The 17,120-nt window shown below is 61.8% G+C and carries 17 protein-coding genes, 1 tRNA gene, 1 pseudogene and 1 riboswitch; of the genes and pseudogenes, 11 read left to right on the top strand and 8 right to left on the bottom strand.

Annotated elements, in window-relative coordinates:
* The 5 genes from A5651_RS25645 to A5651_RS04895 all read left to right on the top strand — a co-directional run.
* Nucleotides 1-675, top strand: a 675-nt coding sequence (locus tag A5651_RS25645) for a hypothetical protein (protein ID WP_197496547.1), incomplete at its 5' end; no start/stop codon positions are given.
* 195 nt (nucleotides 676-870) lie between these two features.
* On the top strand, nucleotides 871-1,371 hold the full coding sequence (locus A5651_RS04910; protein WP_156662624.1) for a helix-turn-helix domain-containing protein: 501 nt from the start codon (nucleotides 871-873) through the stop codon (nucleotides 1,369-1,371).
* Between the two features lie 18 nt (nucleotides 1,372-1,389).
* Entirely contained in the window at nucleotides 1,390-1,998 is a 609-nt protein-coding gene (locus A5651_RS04905) for a hypothetical protein (RefSeq protein ID WP_066976138.1), read from the top strand.
* A 117-nt stretch (nucleotides 1,999-2,115) separates the two neighbouring features.
* Nucleotides 2,116-2,472 carry a hypothetical protein gene (locus A5651_RS04900; RefSeq protein ID WP_231988570.1) on the top strand — a complete coding sequence of 119 codons (357 nt, stop codon included), beginning with the start codon at nucleotides 2,116-2,118 and terminating at the stop codon, nucleotides 2,470-2,472.
* Complete coding sequence (locus A5651_RS04895; RefSeq protein WP_066976133.1) at nucleotides 2,472-2,771, top strand: hypothetical protein; 300 nt, start codon at nucleotides 2,472-2,474, stop codon at nucleotides 2,769-2,771. Before A5651_RS04900 ends, A5651_RS04895 begins: the two co-directional genes overlap by 1 nt.
* Nucleotides 2,772-2,780: 9 nt before the next feature.
* On the opposite strand, the gene A5651_RS04890 is transcribed toward A5651_RS04895, so the two are convergent.
* Nucleotides 2,781-6,266, bottom strand: coding sequence for a TM0106 family RecB-like putative nuclease (locus tag A5651_RS04890; RefSeq protein WP_066976131.1), 3,486 nt, complete (start codon nucleotides 6,264-6,266; stop codon nucleotides 2,781-2,783).
* A 242-nt stretch (nucleotides 6,267-6,508) separates the two neighbouring features.
* On the opposite strand from A5651_RS04890, the gene A5651_RS04885 reads away from it, so the two are divergent.
* Both A5651_RS04885 and A5651_RS24800 read left to right on the top strand, forming a co-directional pair.
* Nucleotides 6,509-6,949 (top strand): very short patch repair endonuclease, encoded by a 441-nt coding sequence (locus tag A5651_RS04885; protein WP_082943592.1) that lies wholly within the window; start codon nucleotides 6,509-6,511, stop codon nucleotides 6,947-6,949.
* Between the two features lie 145 nt (nucleotides 6,950-7,094).
* Nucleotides 7,095-8,528, top strand: a complete 1,434-nt coding sequence (locus A5651_RS24800; RefSeq protein ID WP_197496546.1) for a DNA cytosine methyltransferase — start codon at nucleotides 7,095-7,097, stop codon at nucleotides 8,526-8,528.
* Here the strand turns inward: A5651_RS24800 and A5651_RS04880 are convergent.
* The 5 genes from A5651_RS04880 to A5651_RS04865 all read right to left on the bottom strand — a co-directional run bounded on the left by A5651_RS04880 (nucleotide 8,525) and on the right by A5651_RS04865 (nucleotide 12,371).
* Nucleotides 8,525-9,514 carry a hypothetical protein gene (locus tag A5651_RS04880; RefSeq protein ID WP_066976128.1) on the bottom strand — a complete coding sequence of 330 codons (990 nt, stop codon included), beginning with the start codon at nucleotides 9,512-9,514 and terminating at the stop codon, nucleotides 8,525-8,527. The genes A5651_RS24800 and A5651_RS04880 overlap by 4 nt on opposite strands.
* 153 nt (nucleotides 9,515-9,667) lie before the next feature.
* Nucleotides 9,668-10,168, bottom strand: a complete 501-nt coding sequence (locus A5651_RS04875; RefSeq protein WP_231988569.1) for a hypothetical protein — start codon at nucleotides 10,166-10,168, stop codon at nucleotides 9,668-9,670.
* 143 nt (nucleotides 10,169-10,311) lie between these two features.
* A riboswitch (SAM riboswitch) is annotated at nucleotides 10,312-10,422 on the bottom strand.
* An 80-nt stretch (nucleotides 10,423-10,502) separates the two neighbouring features.
* Nucleotides 10,503-11,069 (bottom strand): hypothetical protein, encoded by a 567-nt coding sequence (locus A5651_RS04870; RefSeq protein WP_066976124.1) that lies wholly within the window; start codon nucleotides 11,067-11,069, stop codon nucleotides 10,503-10,505.
* Nucleotides 11,070-11,076: 7 nt separating this feature from the next.
* Complete coding sequence (locus A5651_RS25205; RefSeq protein WP_156662622.1) at nucleotides 11,077-11,232, bottom strand: hypothetical protein; 156 nt, start codon at nucleotides 11,230-11,232, stop codon at nucleotides 11,077-11,079.
* Between the two features lie 44 nt (nucleotides 11,233-11,276).
* Entirely contained in the window at nucleotides 11,277-12,371 is a 1,095-nt protein-coding gene (locus A5651_RS04865) for a hypothetical protein (protein ID WP_066976122.1), read from the bottom strand.
* Nucleotides 12,372-12,549: 178 nt separating this feature from the next.
* Here A5651_RS04865 and A5651_RS04860 point away from each other — a divergent pair, with 178 nt between their 5' ends.
* The gene (locus tag A5651_RS04860) at nucleotides 12,550-12,786 is read left to right on the top strand and encodes a hypothetical protein (protein WP_066976119.1); all 237 of its coding nucleotides are present in this window, start codon (nucleotides 12,550-12,552) and stop codon (nucleotides 12,784-12,786) included.
* Between the two features lie 8 nt (nucleotides 12,787-12,794).
* Entirely contained in the window at nucleotides 12,795-13,322 is a 528-nt protein-coding gene (locus A5651_RS04855; RefSeq protein ID WP_066976117.1) for a hypothetical protein, read from the top strand.
* Here the strand turns inward: A5651_RS04855 and A5651_RS04850 are convergent.
* The gene (locus tag A5651_RS04850; protein ID WP_156662620.1) at nucleotides 13,309-14,058 is read right to left on the bottom strand and encodes a hypothetical protein; all 750 of its coding nucleotides are present in this window, start codon (nucleotides 14,056-14,058) and stop codon (nucleotides 13,309-13,311) included. The genes A5651_RS04855 and A5651_RS04850 overlap by 14 nt on opposite strands.
* 290 nt (nucleotides 14,059-14,348) lie before the next feature.
* Nucleotides 14,349-14,421 (bottom strand) — tRNA-Arg (locus A5651_RS04845).
* A gap of 104 nt (nucleotides 14,422-14,525) precedes the next feature.
* Here A5651_RS04845 and argS point away from each other — a divergent pair.
* Together argS and A5651_RS04835 are read left to right on the top strand one after the other, a co-directional pair.
* Entirely contained in the window at nucleotides 14,526-16,178 is a 1,653-nt protein-coding gene (gene argS, locus A5651_RS04840; protein ID WP_066976111.1) for an arginine--tRNA ligase, read from the top strand.
* Nucleotides 16,179-16,213: 35 nt separating this feature from the next.
* Nucleotides 16,214-17,120 (top strand): annotated as a pseudogene (locus tag A5651_RS04835) (diaminopimelate decarboxylase); the annotation flags it as partial.

Below are 17,120 nucleotides of genomic sequence, written 5' to 3'. Positions count from 1 at the left end.
TCGACGTTCGGCATCCACGTCCCGGCCGTCCGACGCGAGTTCGCGAAGTTCATGAACGACTGCGGCGCCGAGGTCGCCGTCCTCGACTGCGTGCGCCCGGTGCTCGACGCGCACGGCCTGTCCGAGGACAAGGACTGCGGCCGGTTCCTCGAGGCCTGGGACGAGTTGATGTCGGAGGCCGGGGTCAGCGAGTCGATAGTGATCCACCACATGGGGCACCAGAACGAGCGCGCCCGAGGCGACAGCAGGCTGCTCGACTGGCCCGACGTGAACTGGCGGCTGCTCAAGGCGAACCAGGCCGGGCAGCCCAAGAGCGCTGACCCGTTCGACCTACCGGCTGACGACTACGGCGGAGTCCGCGTATTCACCGCCAACGGGCGCGACGTCGACATTCCCAGGGGCGCGCTCGACTTCGACCCCGCCACCCGCCGCTACACGTACCGCGACCTCGGCGCCGCCAACCTGGCCGCCGACACGCGATGGCTCAAGGAGATCCTGATCGCTGAGCCTGGCCTCGGCGTCAACAAGACCATCGGGCGGCTGAAGGCGGTCGCCCATGTCCCTTACAAGAGAGCGCAGTCCGCGATCTGGTGCGCCATCCAGGAGGGCACCGTCGAACAGGCCGACGGCCCGAACAAGTCGAAGCCGCTGACCTGGATCGGAGGCCCAGAATGATGCCGCCTATTGCCCAGTGCGGTAGCCCTACCGCACTCCTACCGCACTTCCGTTACCGCACATCACGGCGCGGTGCGGTAGCGCCGTATAAGCACGGCGCGCTACCGCACTCGCACCACCACACAGTGACCGGCAGTCACCGCACGCATCACCGCAGCGGAGACCCAGGCATCAACCCTCTAAGGGGTGGTCGGCATGACTGACCCGAAGGCGCGCATGGAACGCCCCTGCCACCGGCGTACCCGCGGCGGCCTCACCGCAGGGCCGTCCAAGGTGAGAACCATGGCGGCCCAACGTGATCAGGCGCGCATCTACCGACGCATCACAGAGGACGGTGCAGTCGTCGTGCCGCCGCGGATTGCATCCTGGCTCGAACGGCACGCAGGGATCACCGCTGATCTGCGCATCCGCCTTCGGGGTGTCGACCCAGAAGCGTATGAGGTGCTGGCAGCTCTACGTTTGGCCGCGCTGCGCCACAGCAGTTCCGATTTCGGAACGAAAGTTGGCACGACACAACTGAATACAACAAGATCGGAGACATGGTTGACGACAAGCGAAGCGGCCAAGCAAGTGAACATCACCGACAGGTGCGTCCGCAAATGGATTGCTGAGGGCCGCCTCCCCGCCACCCGTCACGGCGGGCGGTGGCTCATCGACCGAAACGCTCTCGCCCTGGCCGCCAATTCATTTGGCTAGCACAAAGGAGTATCCACAGTGACATCCACCGATATCCTCCCGCCGTTCGGTCGGGAACTGACCCTCGGTCCGTTCCAGCAGGCCGCATCGGACGCGAAAGAGCAGTTCCGCATCAAAGCCGCAGCGATCAGAGAAAACCCGCGCCTAACCGGAATCGGGAAACAGGCTGCGCTAGACGAACTCCGCGAACGAACACGCGGAGTCATCAAGGAAGCCGAAGCCGGTCACCACGCGTCGATCGAGAAGCGGATCGCCCAACTGAAGCGGAAACTTCTCGACAGGGGCCCGAATGAAAACAACGATGCCGCTCTGACCATCTCTTACCGCGACGCCGCCCAGCGCGCAGCCGAAATCGCCGCTGGCGAGGACGCTCCAAAGAAGTCCCTCGAGCTAATGGGATGGGCCTTACAGAACGGCGACATTCCGCTCCAAAAGGCATTGCTGAGAGTCGCATTCGACTGGCGCCTCGAGGACGTCGTTGACGCCTTCATCGCCGGGCGCTCAGAGAAGAAGGATGCCGCAAACGAGCTGTGGGATCTGACGTCGGGCAGCAGCGACGCCGCGGATCTTGTGTTCGGCATAGGTTACGAGCTTCAGCCCGATCTCAACGGCACGAGAGTCCGATGACGCCCAGCGCCGCGCGGCCGCCCCAGGGCGGTGGGACCCCGGGGCGCCTACGCGCACCACGGTGGACCGGGACGCCGAGATTTCCCGTATTACGACGAGAATTTCTAGGAGAAGCCCGTGAACGCTGACACATCAGGTCAACGGATACGCGAGATGTTCGATCAGGCCCTCGACCGGGCCTCTCAACAACTCGGCAAGCGGATGGCGTGGGACGAACATGAGGTCGAGGCGCTGACCGCAGCCGCTAGGGCCGCCGATCGGCGCGACGAGCTGCAGCAGGTGTATAGCGGCGAGCTGGCTGGCGATGGTCGGCCCGCCATGTTGGTCAAGCTCAGCGCCGAGATGCGAATGCTCGACAAGGCGGTCGCAGATCACCTCGGGGGCGTGCGGATCGGCCCTGGTATCGCCAAGTCGGAGCGACACCAACGCGCAGTTAACGCACGGTGGCACCGTCGCCGTGAGGCGAACGCCTGATGGCCCGGCTCGCAGAAGATGACGACATCGCGCAGCGCCGTATCTACGAACACCTGCTCGAGTGTGCGGAGGAGAAGTTTGCACGCCACTGCGGCGCGCGCGTGCTGGTGCATCCACGCAATTTTGGTGAACGCGAGGTGATTACGGTGCCAGACCCCGACTCACTACTCTCGGCGCTGCGCGCCCGCACAACTGTAACGGTGTCGGACTGGCAGGTGCCGCGGTGGGCACGCGGAGACAAGGTCCGAAATGTGAGTTTGAGCGTTCACCCCGACGGCCGGGTCGTAGACGAGCTATGACATGCGCTCTTATTGACCCGCCATTTCGCGAAAGCGGCACAAGGCATTGGCCAGAACGATCTGACGTGGGGTTCGGCAGAACACTCGCACTAGTTCGGGGCTAGAAACGAGGATCGCCATGCAGCGAGCCCGCGACGTCGCCACGTTCAGCCGCCGTAAGTCGTACAGGAATTCCATTCCCCTCGGTGCGTCCTCTGCAGTCGACGATGCCATCGAGTAGATAACCACCGGAGCCTGTTGTCCTTGAAACTTGTCGACTGTGCCTACCCGCGCTCCGGTGATGGATCGGCCTTCGAGTGCCGCCTCGATCTCACGGACCTGCGCATTGAAGGGCGTGACGATCAGAATTCCGTCTAGCCCGATCACCGTCGGGACGCCCGCCGCGTTGCGCCACTGTCGAGTACGTAGCTCAGAAACGAGTTCGGCCACTACTTGCGCCTCCTCCGGCGACGAGTTGTCGTTGCCCTCGTGGAAGGCGTCTACAACTCGAAGACCCGTCCCGCTCAATCGGTCTTCACCCACAATTGTCTGGTTCCGTAAATCATCGAGCGATTCGAGGCGGTTGTCGTAGAACACCTCGGATATGAACTCACATACAGCCGGATGCATACGCCGTGTGTGCTCGATAAACAGTCCTCGATTTTCAGGCATGGTCACGGTGTCGCCGAGAATCCGCTCGAGCGCGGACACCCCCGCATCTGGAGGATGAGATCCTCCACTCGGTTGGCCGAGCTGCTGGGGATCCCCGAGGAGGATTAAGTTCGGCGCCGCGTGCGCTGCGGCAAGGACATTGGCTAGCGACATCTGTCCCGCTTCGTCGACCACAAGCACGTCAACGCTGTCGCGGAAATCTTCTCGAGTCCATAGCCATGTCGTTCCGCCGATTACCTCTGCTTCGCCTGACTGAACCGCAACGAGCATCTGCGACGCATTCTTATACGTCGTGGCGTAAGGACTGACGAACGTTCCCCCCGAATCCGGCTTCTGCGCGATGAGAAGCGGCCGACCCAACTCATTCTGTTCAGCGATTTCGTTGAGAAGGTTGCGGATCACCGCGTGTGAGTTCGCTGTCACGCCCACTTTTCGGCCTGCAGCAATGAGATCGCACACCTGCTTTGCAGCCGTGTAAGTTTTCCCACTTCCAGGTGGTCCCTGGATAGGGAGGTGGCTGTTGTCGATTGCGACCGCAAGGCGGCGGCCTGCATCGACAGCTTCCTCACCGGGGAGTCGCAAGTTGCCGCCCCTGGCATTCCGAACTCGAGGCGGTCTTCTCAAGAGCAGGTCGAAATCCGGACCAGTCGGCCAATCACCTTGGCCAAGCACGACGATTTCTGTCGCGAGATCGCGAAGCCGCGCCCGGTGGCTGTTCGTGCCTATTGGCGCTGGCTCGACTAAAACCGTCGGATGTGGGCTGGTATTGCCTTTACCTCGCCGGAGATCCACGGTGCCCGCAGCATCATCGACTTCGTGGATGGGCCATTCGTTGTCAGCCCGCGGGTCCAGGGCTCGATCGCTTTGGCGAAACGGGTGCTCCTGGGATGGAAATCGATACCGCACTATGTCCGAGCGCTTGACTTCACCGATTATCCCTTCGAGCATCAACCCCGCCATTGCATCGGGTTCAGCGAGGAGCTCCTCATCGGTCAGGTCCTGTAGGTGAAAGAACCGCCACCACGCAGGCTTAGCGTCCCGCTTATGCCACTCAAGGAGGTCGGCCATCAACGCTCGGGCTTCCTGTTGGGCCGTCCGATCCTGCTCTGGAATGTCGGCGAGGAGCGCGTCGCGCAGGGCTTCCATCTCTGGGTCGCGGCGAAGTTCCTCCTCTTCGCTTACTTCTGGGCGTGGAATCTCTTCGTCAAGAGCCGTCGCGAGGTCTATGCGGCGTTCCTCCAACCAGTCTCGCAGGCCGAGAGTCGCGCGGCAGTCGTCTTCGTTGTAACCCTGGATCAGCGCTTGCCCGTCGCGATCGGCCGCTGCGGCATGATCATCGAGTGCAATCTCGAATTCAAGCATCCGCTCGTTCACGTCCTGAAGTTCGATCTGTCGCTCGAAGCCGAAAAGGGCTTCCATGCGCTTGAGCGAATAGCTCTCGACTGACGCCCTAATTCCCTGACGGATGACACGGTAGAGGTCGATGAAGACGCGACTTCGCAAGAGGTGATCGACGTCGTCTTCCCGAGTCGCGAATCGCCCCATCAGGCGCCCGATGATGTTCTCGCGGGTCTCGTGCAGCTCGGCGAGGTGATCGAGGGCCGTGGGCTCATAGTGGTTGTAGTGGTAGACGTGCAGATCGGGGTGTCGCTCCCGACGTTCGACGATGAAGTCAACGATCTCCTCGAACGCTCTCTTCTCATCGGACCGGTCGAAAGACCAAAATGCGTGATAACGAGGTGTGTCGTACTCATCTCGCTCGGCCGTGTCCACGATCCCGAAGAGATACTGCAGGCCGAACTCCTTGCCGTCCTCTGAGTAGTAACGAGCTCCCTCGATGTCAAAGAAAAGATCGCCTGCCGACGGTGGAGGCAAAGCCGTCAATCCTCTGTTGGGCGCCAGCGCCCCATCTACTCCGCGTTCGGGCTCAACAAATTCCCATAGCAGGCGCTTCGCGTCCTCCCCCTCGACCTGCAGCAACGCCTGAGCATGCACCCGGATCATGCTCTGTCGACTAACGCGTTCAAGGCTCGGAACTTCCTCGAGTGCGGCGAAGGCACGTCGGGTTGCGATTCCGGCCAGCTTCAACGCCTTGCGTTGCCGTGCGGTGATGCCGGCGATCAAAGAGAGGTCGTCATCATCTCGGCGTTGCCGTTGACACGTGCTGTGCCATCGGCAGACTGCACAATGCTCGACGGGCTCCGGATAGGTGTCCGTTGGCGGGAACTGCGCATCGCCCGCCGCGAACGTGCCAAAAAGTCGACGGACTTGGCGCGTGTACGCGGCATAGTCAGCCACGCGCAAACGCAGCAGATCCTGACTGCCCAACGCCAGGTGCATGTGTTCGGGCATCTGCCCTTGCACCTCGCCCGCCAGTTCCGAATAGAACGTCGTCTGCAGAACTGCCCGGGCCTTTGCCGAACGCGCTAGCTTGGCGTCGACGACCTCGTATGCAGGGTCGGACCCCATCGATGAGCCGAGGAGATCCGCGCGGATCAAGAAGTCGGGTAACCCGAGTCGGTCATCGACCAGCAAGGTCCCCTGGTAGATGACGTCTTCTCCGCGGCGCATCGCCGCCGCCGTCGCATCGGCTTCGCGCATCCGATCTCGCTCACCCGTTCGTGGGTCATGGATCGCCCACCCTTGCGCGTGAAAACCTTCGAGGATCTGCCTCTCGTGCTCGAGCCCTCGCTCTTCAAGAGCCTTGGCTCCGAGGTCGTCGACCGAGGGCGCTCTCACCAACTCATGCGCAACAGCCAGATCCAGCCGGGTCAGATGTCGACAAGCGATGAAATTCGCCGCGTCGCTAGCTGCGATCCTCAGTTGACCATCGACTATTCGCACGACCTCATTCTGCTTCCTGCCTGCGTCTGCTTACAGCCCCGGGGCATAGGCCGGGAACTGTTCACCGCGGCGCCCTACGAGCCCGTAGTGGGATTGCCCGCTTGCCGTAAGTCGCGCCACGGGGCAACGCGCAGTTGACGTCTTGTTCGAGCAGCGGCAAGCCCGAGCGAGTATCGCGGTCGCTCCGACTATAAAGCGGCCTCACTACCTTTCATATCTAATCGAGCGGCAATATAAGGATCGTGGCAGACCACCTGTCGGCGGAGGCTAGGTCACGTGTCATGGCATCGATCCGCTCGACGAACACCAAACCGGAGCTGAACCTTCGTGCGATGCTCCGGAAGGCCGGGGTCACCGGGTACCGGGTGAACGTACGGCAGCTCCCTGGAAAGCCGGACCTGGCTTTTACACGTTGGCGAGTCGCCGTGTTCGTGGATGGCGTGTTCTGGCACGGGCACCCTGATCATTTCAATCCCACCAGGGCAACTCCATACTGGCGCGAAAAAATAGCCAGGACGCAGCAGCGCGACCGCGCCGCCGATGACATCTTGACGGCCTCAGGTTGGGCAGTGATCCGCGTGTGGGATGTTGAGCTAGCGGCGAAACCCGAGTGGTGCGTCGAGAGGATACTGACGGCCCTCCGCGAAAACGGCTGGCCCGGCCGCGCCGGGCGACGGACTTAGTGCTGCCGGTCGAGGCTCCTTGCACTCTCATTCTCGATGTCCCTGCGTGTCTTCGCAGGTCAGGCGCGGATTCCGGCTAATGTCAGTCCACACACATACGGTGTGCGAACGAACGATCGAACGTCGAGTGCGGGGTGCAACGAGCATGGAGCCGACAGGACCGGTTGCCGTTGATCTTTTCTCTGGGGCTGGCGGCCTCGCCGAGGGGCTGTTGAAGGCGGGGGTACAGGTCGCAGCGTCAATCGAGCTTCATCCACAGCCAGCGCTGAGTCATGCGTTTAACCACCCGGAGACACGGGTTCTAGCGGGCGATATTCGTAACTTGGAAGCCGCGAAACTAGATGCTGCAATACGTTCACGCGCTGGCCGCGCACCGGTAGACGTCGTAGTTGGCGGTCCCCCATGTCAAGGCTTTTCATCCGCCGGAAAGAAGTCGGTCACTGATCCCCGCAACTCTCTATTCCGACACTACGTAAGGGTTGTGGAGCATCTGAAACCCCGAATGTTCCTTCTCGAAAATGTGCCCGGATTCAAGTCGATGTACGGCGGAGCGGTGTACGCCGAGGCCCTGGAAGCGATGCACAATCTAGGTTATACGACTGTCGACAGGATTATTCATGTTAAGGACCTAGGTGTGCCGCAGCGCCGCAGGCGCTTTGTGATGGTCGGCTGGTTACCGGGCGCGGCAGACCCCTACGAATGGCCGCCTATAACTCATGCTGAAGTAGGGGGGACGGCAGGTCTATTTGACGATCTCGTGGAGCCCCTCGTTACAGCTGGCGACGCATTGGATGACTTGTCTTTTCTTGACCCGGGGTACGAGGCGACAGGGTACGTCGACGCTTCTATTAGCAAGTTCGCGCTAGACCGGCGAGGTAGCAATACGACACTCTTTAATCATCTCGCGACTCGTCATAGACGGAAAAGTGCCGATATCATTCGTCGAATCGCGGTGGGGGGCAGCATCAGAGACATTCCCGTGGCAGAGCGCGGCACCAAGAAACTCACAATGCGTAAGCTCGACCCAGATGCGATCTCAAATACTGTTGTAGCGCTTCCGGATGACATACTTCATTACAGTCAAGCACGGATTTTGACTGTTCGTGAAATGGCGAGGTTACAGAGTTTCGACGATGACTTCGTATTCCTAGGGAAACGGACCTCTGGCTTCGTTGAGCGACGGGTCGACGTTCCGCAATACACACAGGTTGGCAACGCAGTTCCGCCACTCTTCGCTGAGGCTTTAGGTAGGGCGCTCGTAAAGAGCCTCGGCTCTGTGCCAGGAGATCTGAGGAATCTAGAATTGCGTCGAGACAGACACAAGCTTGTCTGCGGCACGTCAGGTTTCGCTGGATATGAGCTCACACCTGACGCTGTGAATGAAATCGAACTAACGGCCGTAGGCGGATCACTTCTGCCTCTTCCCATATCCGAGGAGGCAATACCGGTTCTCGAGCAGAAACCCTTACGGGACTGGACGTCCGATGCTAATCCGCGAAGAGGGCAATGGGCGCCAGGGGTCGTCGCCGCAGAGGTTCCGTCATGGCAATCGCAACCAAGAGGCGACACCGATCACTAGGGGAGCATCCCATTCGTCCGCGCAGTATCGTCCAGCCATTGCTCGATACGGGTTAAGCTCTCCCATCCTTCTGCCATCACATCGGCGCTCTCTTCTCGAGTCGTGTACCGGAGGTCGAACATAAAAGTGTTCGACCGAGCCTGATTACTTCGAAGTTCACCAAATTGGGCATAATACGGATCAGAATTGATCTTGTAGATATTCGCGGTGACGATGCCGTGAGTGATCCGGACATGTGGATCGTGTGCCAATTCAATGCTCAGTCTTCGGTATGCACATTCATCTTCGGAAGCATGGACGCAGGGCTGGGTGACCAAGTCGAAATACATCTTCCAGCGGGCCGCCGCGCCAGCCCGATCAGCCAGTGAAGTCTTGACGGAAAGTACCAGCACCGGCTCGGAATCGGCTGCGCTCCCAGACCAGGAGGCATTCCGGAGCAGAATGTCGAGATCCGGCTTAATAGTTACGGCTGCTGCTTCAGGGGCTTCCGCGTCATCAGGGGTCTCGATCTCGTTCTCTCCGTCGCCCTCACCTGTGGCGCCACCGGAAGGGATCGCTGCTCCGAACCGGATCGCGAGGGAATGAGCGAACGTTGGCGGCACAGGATGCATGACGTACCAATGGCTCTGTCGTTGCAGCAGGAACCGCGCTAGAGCATAGGAGACGAGGGCTTGATAGTTAGTTCCCGCCGACCTACGAAGTGAGTTCGTGACGGAACGCTCTACCTTTGCCTGCTCGTCGGGATCTCCCGCCCACTTGATAGCCATCCGCTCCCGTATGGCGGCCGCAGTTTCGACCGAAGTGGACACAAGGTGGTGCGTGAGGTTCCATAGCGGATGCTTGTCAGGATTTTGATTGAGCCAGTTGATGTAGCTTTCGATGCAATTGGTAAGTACGGCATCGGCTTGGGCGGCACGCCTGACAATGCTTGCTTCGAGGGCTGCGTTCTGGGCTTGCGCTACTTCCAGCGCGGAGTCTTCTGTCACGGCGACGAACTGTGTCCCGTGCGGCCTGCATGACTATCTACCACGCCGCGAGGATAGCGTTCGCTTCGGTTCTAGTGTTCCCGTATAGCAGACGCAGACCTAGCAGCTCTCCGTCTCTGAGGTGTAGACACGAGCTCGATTGCCGGGTGCCCGTTAGTCAGTCGACCCTCCGGGAAGTTCGAGCCCGATCATTCGCGAGAAGGCGTCCCACGACGCCCTACTGCCGGGGACCCACACTTGTTGCCAAACCCTCAGCGGGATGTCGGCGAGCGGGTCGAACCTGCTCGCCAACCGCGAGTACTCGTCCCTTCGCCACCTCCGCAGCCGGTCATCGCCTCTCGCAAAAGCCGCGAGCCGTGCGATTTGCTCTCGCTGGACTTCCGGCGGAACGCCACCGCGGACGCCGATTCCGTTCATCAGACTGTGCCGGCCGAGGGCGAACGGGCGGAAGCCCCACTTCGACTCGATCGCCGTGTTGACGGCACGGCAGTCATCGCATGCCAGCCACGCCCAGCGAGAACTGCCGCCGCCAGTGGCTCGGAAGCAGATGATGCACAGGTCGTACTCTCGCGAGACGTCGCAGCCCTCCCACTGCTCGGGGGTGTCCTCATCCCGGCACGACTGCCACCTGACAGGCAAGTGCGGGTATGCCACGCTCCTTCGCTGTAACGGACCCCGCAACCCGCCGCATGGGATATGCACGGACAACTCGGTAATGCGCTCTCGCAGCGCGGCGTCGGTAGCGCTTAGCTTTCGATTGGTCATTTCCGCCATTCCTGGCAACGCCGCCCTCGGGCGTCCACCTCTTGCACGCGTGCGTGCCGGCTCTTCCCCTGGGGCACCGTGCGGTGGCCGCGCGGTTGCCGGGACGGCGGGCCAGGTACCCAAACAGCCGTCCGCTCTTGAGCGATTTCAGGATAAGGGCGGCTCCCGACAGGACAGAGGTTATTTCCGGCTCAGGGGAGCTTTTCGCTCAACCAGCGCTGCGCTAGACCGGCCAGATGACCTGCCCGCGCAGGGGTTCGATCATGACGACAGCTTTCTGCGCAAGCCACCAGTTCGACGGCATTTTTTCGTCTTCACGCCGTCTCAGGCGGGCACCATTGCTGAGCCACGATCGCAACGCAGCCACCACTTCGTCGCTGGGAGCATCGACGGCCACCGGCAGACTGCGGATCATGAAATCGACGCGACGCCCACGGAATTGAAGCCAGCGCTTCAGCTGCGGGTGCTTGAACCCGGGTGGGTACTTGTTGCGGCCGTGCTCAGAGACGCCGAAGTCGACATGCACCTTGCGCTGGCCGAAGCGAAACAGCTTTCCGGGGATGGCGGCGTAGAACGTCCAGACGTCAAGGTCCTTGACACCGTTTTTCTTGTTTACGAAGTGCAGCGCTGCGCCTTGGGCGAGTACGACGGCGACCCTTCTATGCCGATACTCGGGTCGTCCCTTGGATCGAGTGAACTTTCGATGATCTTGGTTGGCCAAGTCACCGAGCCGCCCGAGGTGCGCGCGGGTCAATGGGGCGTAGGAACGCTTGGACGTCGTCGAAGTCATGCGAGAACTATCTGATTTTCGACGCGGGGCCGTGCTTGCGGCACCAGGCGCGGCCCTGCTTGCACTTCGGGTGGATCCCCCGGTCGTAGCAGATTACGTGGCTGAAGTAGGTCTTGGCCATGACGGTCTCCCTCGGGTTGGTGGGCGTGGCGTTCCGGCTCATCCTCCCTATTGTCCAGATGCAAAGTCCTACCAGGGTTTTGTCTGTCAGCCGCTAGGAAGGCGCGCTGCGATCCATTCTGAAAGCGCCTGATCGAGCGCGGCGTCCTTGCTCATTTCAAGGCGGTCGGCGACGTCCTCGAATTGGCGTGCCAGCTCGGGGTTGGCCTTGGCCTTGACCGGCTGAGGCTGCACCGTCACGGGCGTTGGCTTCGCCGTTAGCAGTTCCTCGCCAGGGAAGGCGGTCAGTAGATGCCTATAGTTCGCGTGGAGAGGAATCATCGTGTCCCCTTTGCCGAACCACTTCAGCACCTTATTGCGGGCGGAGGTCTTGCAGATCCCTCGGTTGTGAACGTAGTCATGCCGCATCTTGCCGAGGTCGGCGAAATAGTCGGAGCGGACGGCGGCTTTGTCGCATCCAAGGGCCGCTGCCAGCTGGCCGCGGAAGTGTTCTTCCCAGTCCGTGTAGACGTTCACCACCCATTGAGCGGCGAATTGCTTCATGATCGGCGGGTAGCTCTCCTCGGGGATCGGGCGCATCCGCTCCTGTAGGGTGGCGATTCCCGGATCGACCATCGACATGACCACCTGCATGCTGATCGTGGTCTTCGACGGCTGTTCCACTGCCTGAAACGTGTGCAAGTCAAGGTATTTCGCGCCACGGGTCGTGTTCTTGTTGATGGCCTCGAATCGAGCTTTCAGCTCGTCGTCGACGATCTTCATTGATCCTTGGTGACTGACCCGAGCGACGAGCACCGTGACCTTCAGTAGATGCTCGATTTCGGCTACCACTTCCGCGGCAGTGGTCGGTCCTTCCAGCTGTCCCAGCTTGGACCGCGCCTCTGTGACTGTTGCCATCATCGGGTCGACCTGTGGCAGCGCCGGTCGCGCGAAGTCAAGCGGTGCGAGGACCGCGCGGGCTACTGGCTCCAGGGTGCGAAACAGGTCCGATCCCTCGTCTGGTCGATCGGTATCCCATGCGTGAAGGAACGGCGAAAAGATCGTCTCGATCACCATCGGAAGCCCCCGCACGAAGTCCCTGTACGCCGGCGTCATGGCTTCCGGGTAGAGCCAGCCTTCCCGCGCCTTCTCGACCTCGTGGAGAATTTTGTCCCAGCGCTCGATCGCCGCCTGTGTCGCCATGACGGGCTACGGTAGCGAGGCGGTCCGACACGAGAAATTACTTGGCAAACTCGGGCCATCATCTGGGCAGCCCGCTCGACCGGCGTCCAGGCGTGGCCGAGGCATAGACACTCAACGGCAAGCCCGGCCGCGCTAACGTCAAGCCTGGACGAGAGCCTAAAACAGGAGGGAACCTGCGATGAGTGCGCGCGACCTCGTACGACAGGCGTGCAGCGACCGCGGTTTGCCGCTGGTCTTCAGCGACGAGTCGCGCGACCAGTTCGACCGCGACGGCGCTCTCCTCACGGTCGACTACAAAGCCAACGGCAGCATCCGTAAGGCGTGGGTCAACGAACGCATGGGCGAGCGGGTCATCGACGGGACCAGCAAGCAACGAAAGGTGCTGTCGTACATACGAAGCGGCTTCATCGTTTGAGCAGTGATGTGACGACACTCGACGCAGACTGGATTGACTACTGGGCCGCGCTCTATGACCATGACTCCGACCATCAGGTACTGAACGAGGTCGGCCCCCGAGTGCGTAAGCGCGGCTGCTATGACCGCAGCGACCTGCTAACAGTGGGCAGGTGGAAGACCGCACGCGTGCTATCTAGGTTGGACTCCAATAGTGACGCAATGATCCGCGACATCACCCTCACGGCCATGACCGCACCAGAACCAATCCAGCACCTCGTCTTGACCCTGCTGAATGGCGTTCTGGTGCCGGTGGCGTCCTCTCTACTGATGGTTTGGCAACCGGAATTGCATACCGTCATCGACGTGCGCGCCGTCAATTCGCTGGTCGCCCACGGTGAGATTGCCGACCCTGCCCCGCATCCTTACCCGCCTTATATGGACTACCTGAATGCGTGCAGGGCGATCAGTAGACGTTGCGATCGAAGCCTGCGAACGGTGGACCGGGCGCTCTACAAGGCCAACGGTCGCAGGGCCGGGCTGTTCAAGCAGAGCTAACGTCGGCGTCCGACCTATCCGCAGACGAGCTTTGAAGTGCAGAAGTAGGCGACGCCGGAGGTTCGGTTTGAGCCGTCTGCGAACTGTCGCCGGACTGCTTCTTCTTGGCCTCTTCGCTCGCTAACTGAACCACAAAGTTACTGAGCGTTAGGTCAAAAGCCCGCCGTTTGGTGTTGAACTCCGAAAGGTCTGGGTGACTGCGATCCCGGTCACCCTCATACACGTATGTCGACGCGGTGTCGCGAAGGGAGTCAAACGGCTTTATGAACTTGTTCTGTTCAAAGCCGAATCTCTTCAGCTTGAGCATTGCATGCCGGGTTGCGGCATGGGCCGCACGGTATGCCCCCAGATCAATGTCCTTCTTATCTTTGCGGCCATCGCTGATATCCAGGAGTGCGTCATACAACGTCTGCAAAGCATCACCCGCCTCGAGCGCGGCCTTCCGCTTATCGTTTTCGAAGTCCTTCTTCCGCGCCTCTTTCATCTGGAGGAAGGCGAGGCGCGCCGTTAAGCCCATGGCACACAACGCCACGACCACCGATATCGACGCCACCACTGAGGGCGGCGAGGCAAGAAAACACGAGAGCGGTCCGTTGCATTTGGGTGCGAGCTGGTCGAGTTTCTCGTATAACTCGGGCGGCAACTCGACAGTGACAGAGGTCGGAGCGGGAGGCGTTGGGACTGGCACGGGCGGAGTCGGAGCTGGCTGCAGAGGCAAATACATCAGGTCGGTCACCGCGACAGTATCCCCCCGATATGCGTAAGGGGAGCGCTCTAAGTGGGCTGCCGCTTCCGGTTATTCCGGTTATGCGTGGCACCCAATGCTAGGTCCAGCTAACGGATTTCTGACGCCAAAAGCACTGCGATGGCACATGTCCCCGCCTTTGACCAGCGGTTGCGGTCGGTCGCGCACAGTGCGAACGCGAAAAGCATAACTGGGGATCAACTGGTCGCTTGTTCAGACTCTCAAGGGTCCAGATAGGACACAGATTCCATACTAAGACGTGTTTGCGCTGCTAGAAAGGGTGCCCCCGGCAGGATTCGAACCTGCGGCCTTCTGCTCCGGAGGCAGACGCTCTATCCCCTGAGCTACGGGGGCGCGTAGATAACTAAGTGCGCCGATGGGCGTGGTCAGACTAGCGCATCCAGTGCCGGGTTTATCGATTCGGGGCCTGACCACCTCAGACCATAGGATGGACCCTCGTGACCCCCGCCGACCTGGCCGAGCTGCTCAAGAACACCGCCGCCGCGGTGCTGGCCGAGCATGACCTGGACGCTTCGGCGCTGCCAGCAACGGTCACCGTCGAGCGTCCGCGCAATCCCGACCACGGTGATTACGCCACCAACCTGGCCCTGCAGCTGGGCAAGAAGGTCGGCGCGAACCCGCGTGAGCTGGCCGGATGGCTGGCCACAGCGCTCGGGAACGCTGACGGCATCGCCTCGGCCGAGGTCGCTGGGCCCGGGTTCGTCAACCTGCGGCTCAATGCCAGCGCCCAGGGCGTCATCGTCAACAATGTCATCAATGCCGGCGAGAACTACGGCCACTCCGCCGTGCTCAGCGGCCAGAACATCAACCTCGAGTTCGTCTCCGCCAACCCGACAGGCCCGATCCACATCGGCGGCACCCGCTGGGCCGCGGTCGGCGACGCGCTCGGACGGCTGCTCTCGACGCAGGGCGCACAGGTCATCCGGGAGTACTACTTCAATGACCACGGCGCGCAGATCGACCGGTTCACCAACTCGTTGATCGCCGCCGCCAAAGGCGAACCGACCCCCGACGACGGGTATGCGGGCGAATACATCAAGGACATCGCCGCCCAGGTGCTCGCCAAGGAGCCCGACGCGCTGAGCCTGTCGTATGCCGAGATGCGAGAAACGTTCCGCGCCATCGGTGTCGACCTCATGTTCACTCACATCAAGCAATCCCTGCACGACTTCGGCACCGACTTCGACGTCTACACCCACGAAGACTCGATGCACACCAGCGGTCGCGTCGACCACGCCATCGCGAGGTTGCGCGAGGCGGGCAGCATCTACGAGAAGGACGGCGCAGTCTGGTTGCGCACCACCGACTTTGGTGACGACAAGGACCGCGTCGTCATCAAGAGCGACGGCGCGCCGGCCTATGTCGCCGCCGATATCGCCTACTACCTCGACAAGCGCGAACGCGGCGCAGACCTATGCATCTACATGCTCGGTGCCGACCACCACGGCTATATCGCCCGGCTCAAGGCGGTCGCGGCGTCCCTCGGCGAGGATCCGGCCACCGTCGAGGTGCTGATCGGGCAGATGGTCAACCTGATCCGCGACGGCCAGCCGGTGCGGATGAGCAAGCGCGCGGGCACAGTCATCACGCTCGACGACCTTGTCGAAGCGATCGGCGTCGATGCCGCCCGCTACTCGCTGATCCGCTCGTCGGTGGACACCCCAATCGACATTGATCTGGCGTTGTGGTCGTCGGCGTCCAACGAAAACCCGGTCTATTACGTGCAATACGCCCACGCCCGGCTCTCCGCGCTGGCGCGCAACGCCGCCGAGCTCGGTCTGGTCCTCAGCACCGATCACCTCGAGCTGCTCACGCACGACAAGGAAGGCACGCTGATCCGCAACATCGGCGAGTTCCCGCGCGTGCTGAAAACCGCGGCCGCACTTCGGGAACCGCACCGGGTTTCGCGCTACCTGGAGGACCTGGCCGGTGACTACCACCGGTTCTACGACTCCTGCCGCGTACTGCCGCAAGGCGACGAGCAGCCGACCGATCTGCACACCGCACGCCTGGCGCTCTGCCAGGCCACCCGCCAGGTCATCGCGAACGGCCTCCGCATCCTCGGCGTAACCGCACCGGAGCGCATGTGAACGCGCACCCCGCCGGCCCTCGGCACGCCGAAGAGATCCATCACGGCGGCGCGCCCCCGCGGCCGCAATCGCCGGATCAAGTGCTGGCGTTGGCGCCGAATGTGTGGCCGCGCAATGCTGTTCGTGACAGCGATGGCATGGTGTCGATCGCCGGTGTGAAGGTCACCGACATCGCCCATGAGTTCGGCACGCCGGTTTTCATCGTCGACGAGGACGACTTCCGATCGCGCTGCCGCGAGATCGCCGCGGCGTTCGGCGGCGGGCAGAACGTCCGCTATGCGGCCAAGGCGTTTCTGTGCACAGAGATCGCGCGCTGGGTCGACGAGGAAGGTCTGTCGCTGGATGTCGCCAGCGGTGGCGAGCTCGCCGTTGCCCTGCACGCCGGCTTCCCCGCCGAGCGAATCGCTCTGCACGGCAACAACAAATCGATCGACGAGTTGACCGCGGCCGTCAAGGCTGGCGTTGGTCATATCGTGGTCGACTCGATGATCGAGATCGACCGCCTCGATGAGGTCGCCGGCGCCGCGGGTGTCGTGCAGGACGTGCTGGTACGCGTCACCGTCGGCGTCGAGGCGCACACCCACGAGTTCATCTCCACCGCGCACGAAGACCAGAAGTTCGGGCTGTCACTGGCCAGTGGCGCCGCGATGACCGCTGTGCGCCGCGTCTTCGAGACCGACCATCTGCGGCTGGTCGGTCTGCACAGCCACATCGGCTCGCAGATCTTCGACGTCGCGGGGTTCGAGATCGCCGCCCATCGCGTGATCGGCCTGCTGCGCGACGTCGTCGCCGAGTTCGGCGTCGATAAGACCGCGCAGATCGCGACCGTCGACCTCGGTGGGGGGCTTGGTATTTCATATCTGCCCCAGGATGACCCGCCGCCGGTCGAGGATCTGGCCGCCAAGCTCGGCGCCATCGTGGCCAACGAGTCGGCCGCCGTCG

Origin of the sequence: Mycobacterium sp. 1274761.0, from assembly GCF_001668615.1 — a bacterium.
GTDB lineage: Bacteria > Actinomycetota > Actinomycetes > Mycobacteriales > Mycobacteriaceae > Mycobacterium.
Note: the sequence above shows the minus strand (reverse complement) of the source record. Positions and strands in the feature narration are given on the sequence as shown.

Excerpts from the sequence above, each read along its gene's own strand:
- A5651_RS04895 (WP_066976133.1), top strand. The coding sequence starts at position 2,472 with ATGGCCCGGCTCGCAGAAGATGACGACATCGCGCAGCGCCGTATCTAC.
- A5651_RS25205 (WP_156662622.1), bottom strand. The coding sequence starts at position 11,232 with ATGAGCCGGAACGCCACGCCCACCAACCCGAGGGAGACCGTCATGGCC.
- A5651_RS04860 (WP_066976119.1), top strand. The coding sequence starts at position 12,550 with ATGAGTGCGCGCGACCTCGTACGACAGGCGTGCAGCGACCGCGGTTTG.
- A5651_RS24800 (WP_197496546.1), top strand. The coding sequence starts at position 7,095 with ATGGAGCCGACAGGACCGGTTGCCGTTGATCTTTTCTCTGGGGCTGGC.
- A5651_RS04870 (WP_066976124.1), bottom strand. The coding sequence starts at position 11,069 with ATGACTTCGACGACGTCCAAGCGTTCCTACGCCCCATTGACCCGCGCG.
- A5651_RS04865 (WP_066976122.1), bottom strand. The coding sequence starts at position 12,371 with ATGGCGACACAGGCGGCGATCGAGCGCTGGGACAAAATTCTCCACGAG.
- A5651_RS04910 (WP_156662624.1), top strand. The coding sequence starts at position 871 with ATGACTGACCCGAAGGCGCGCATGGAACGCCCCTGCCACCGGCGTACC.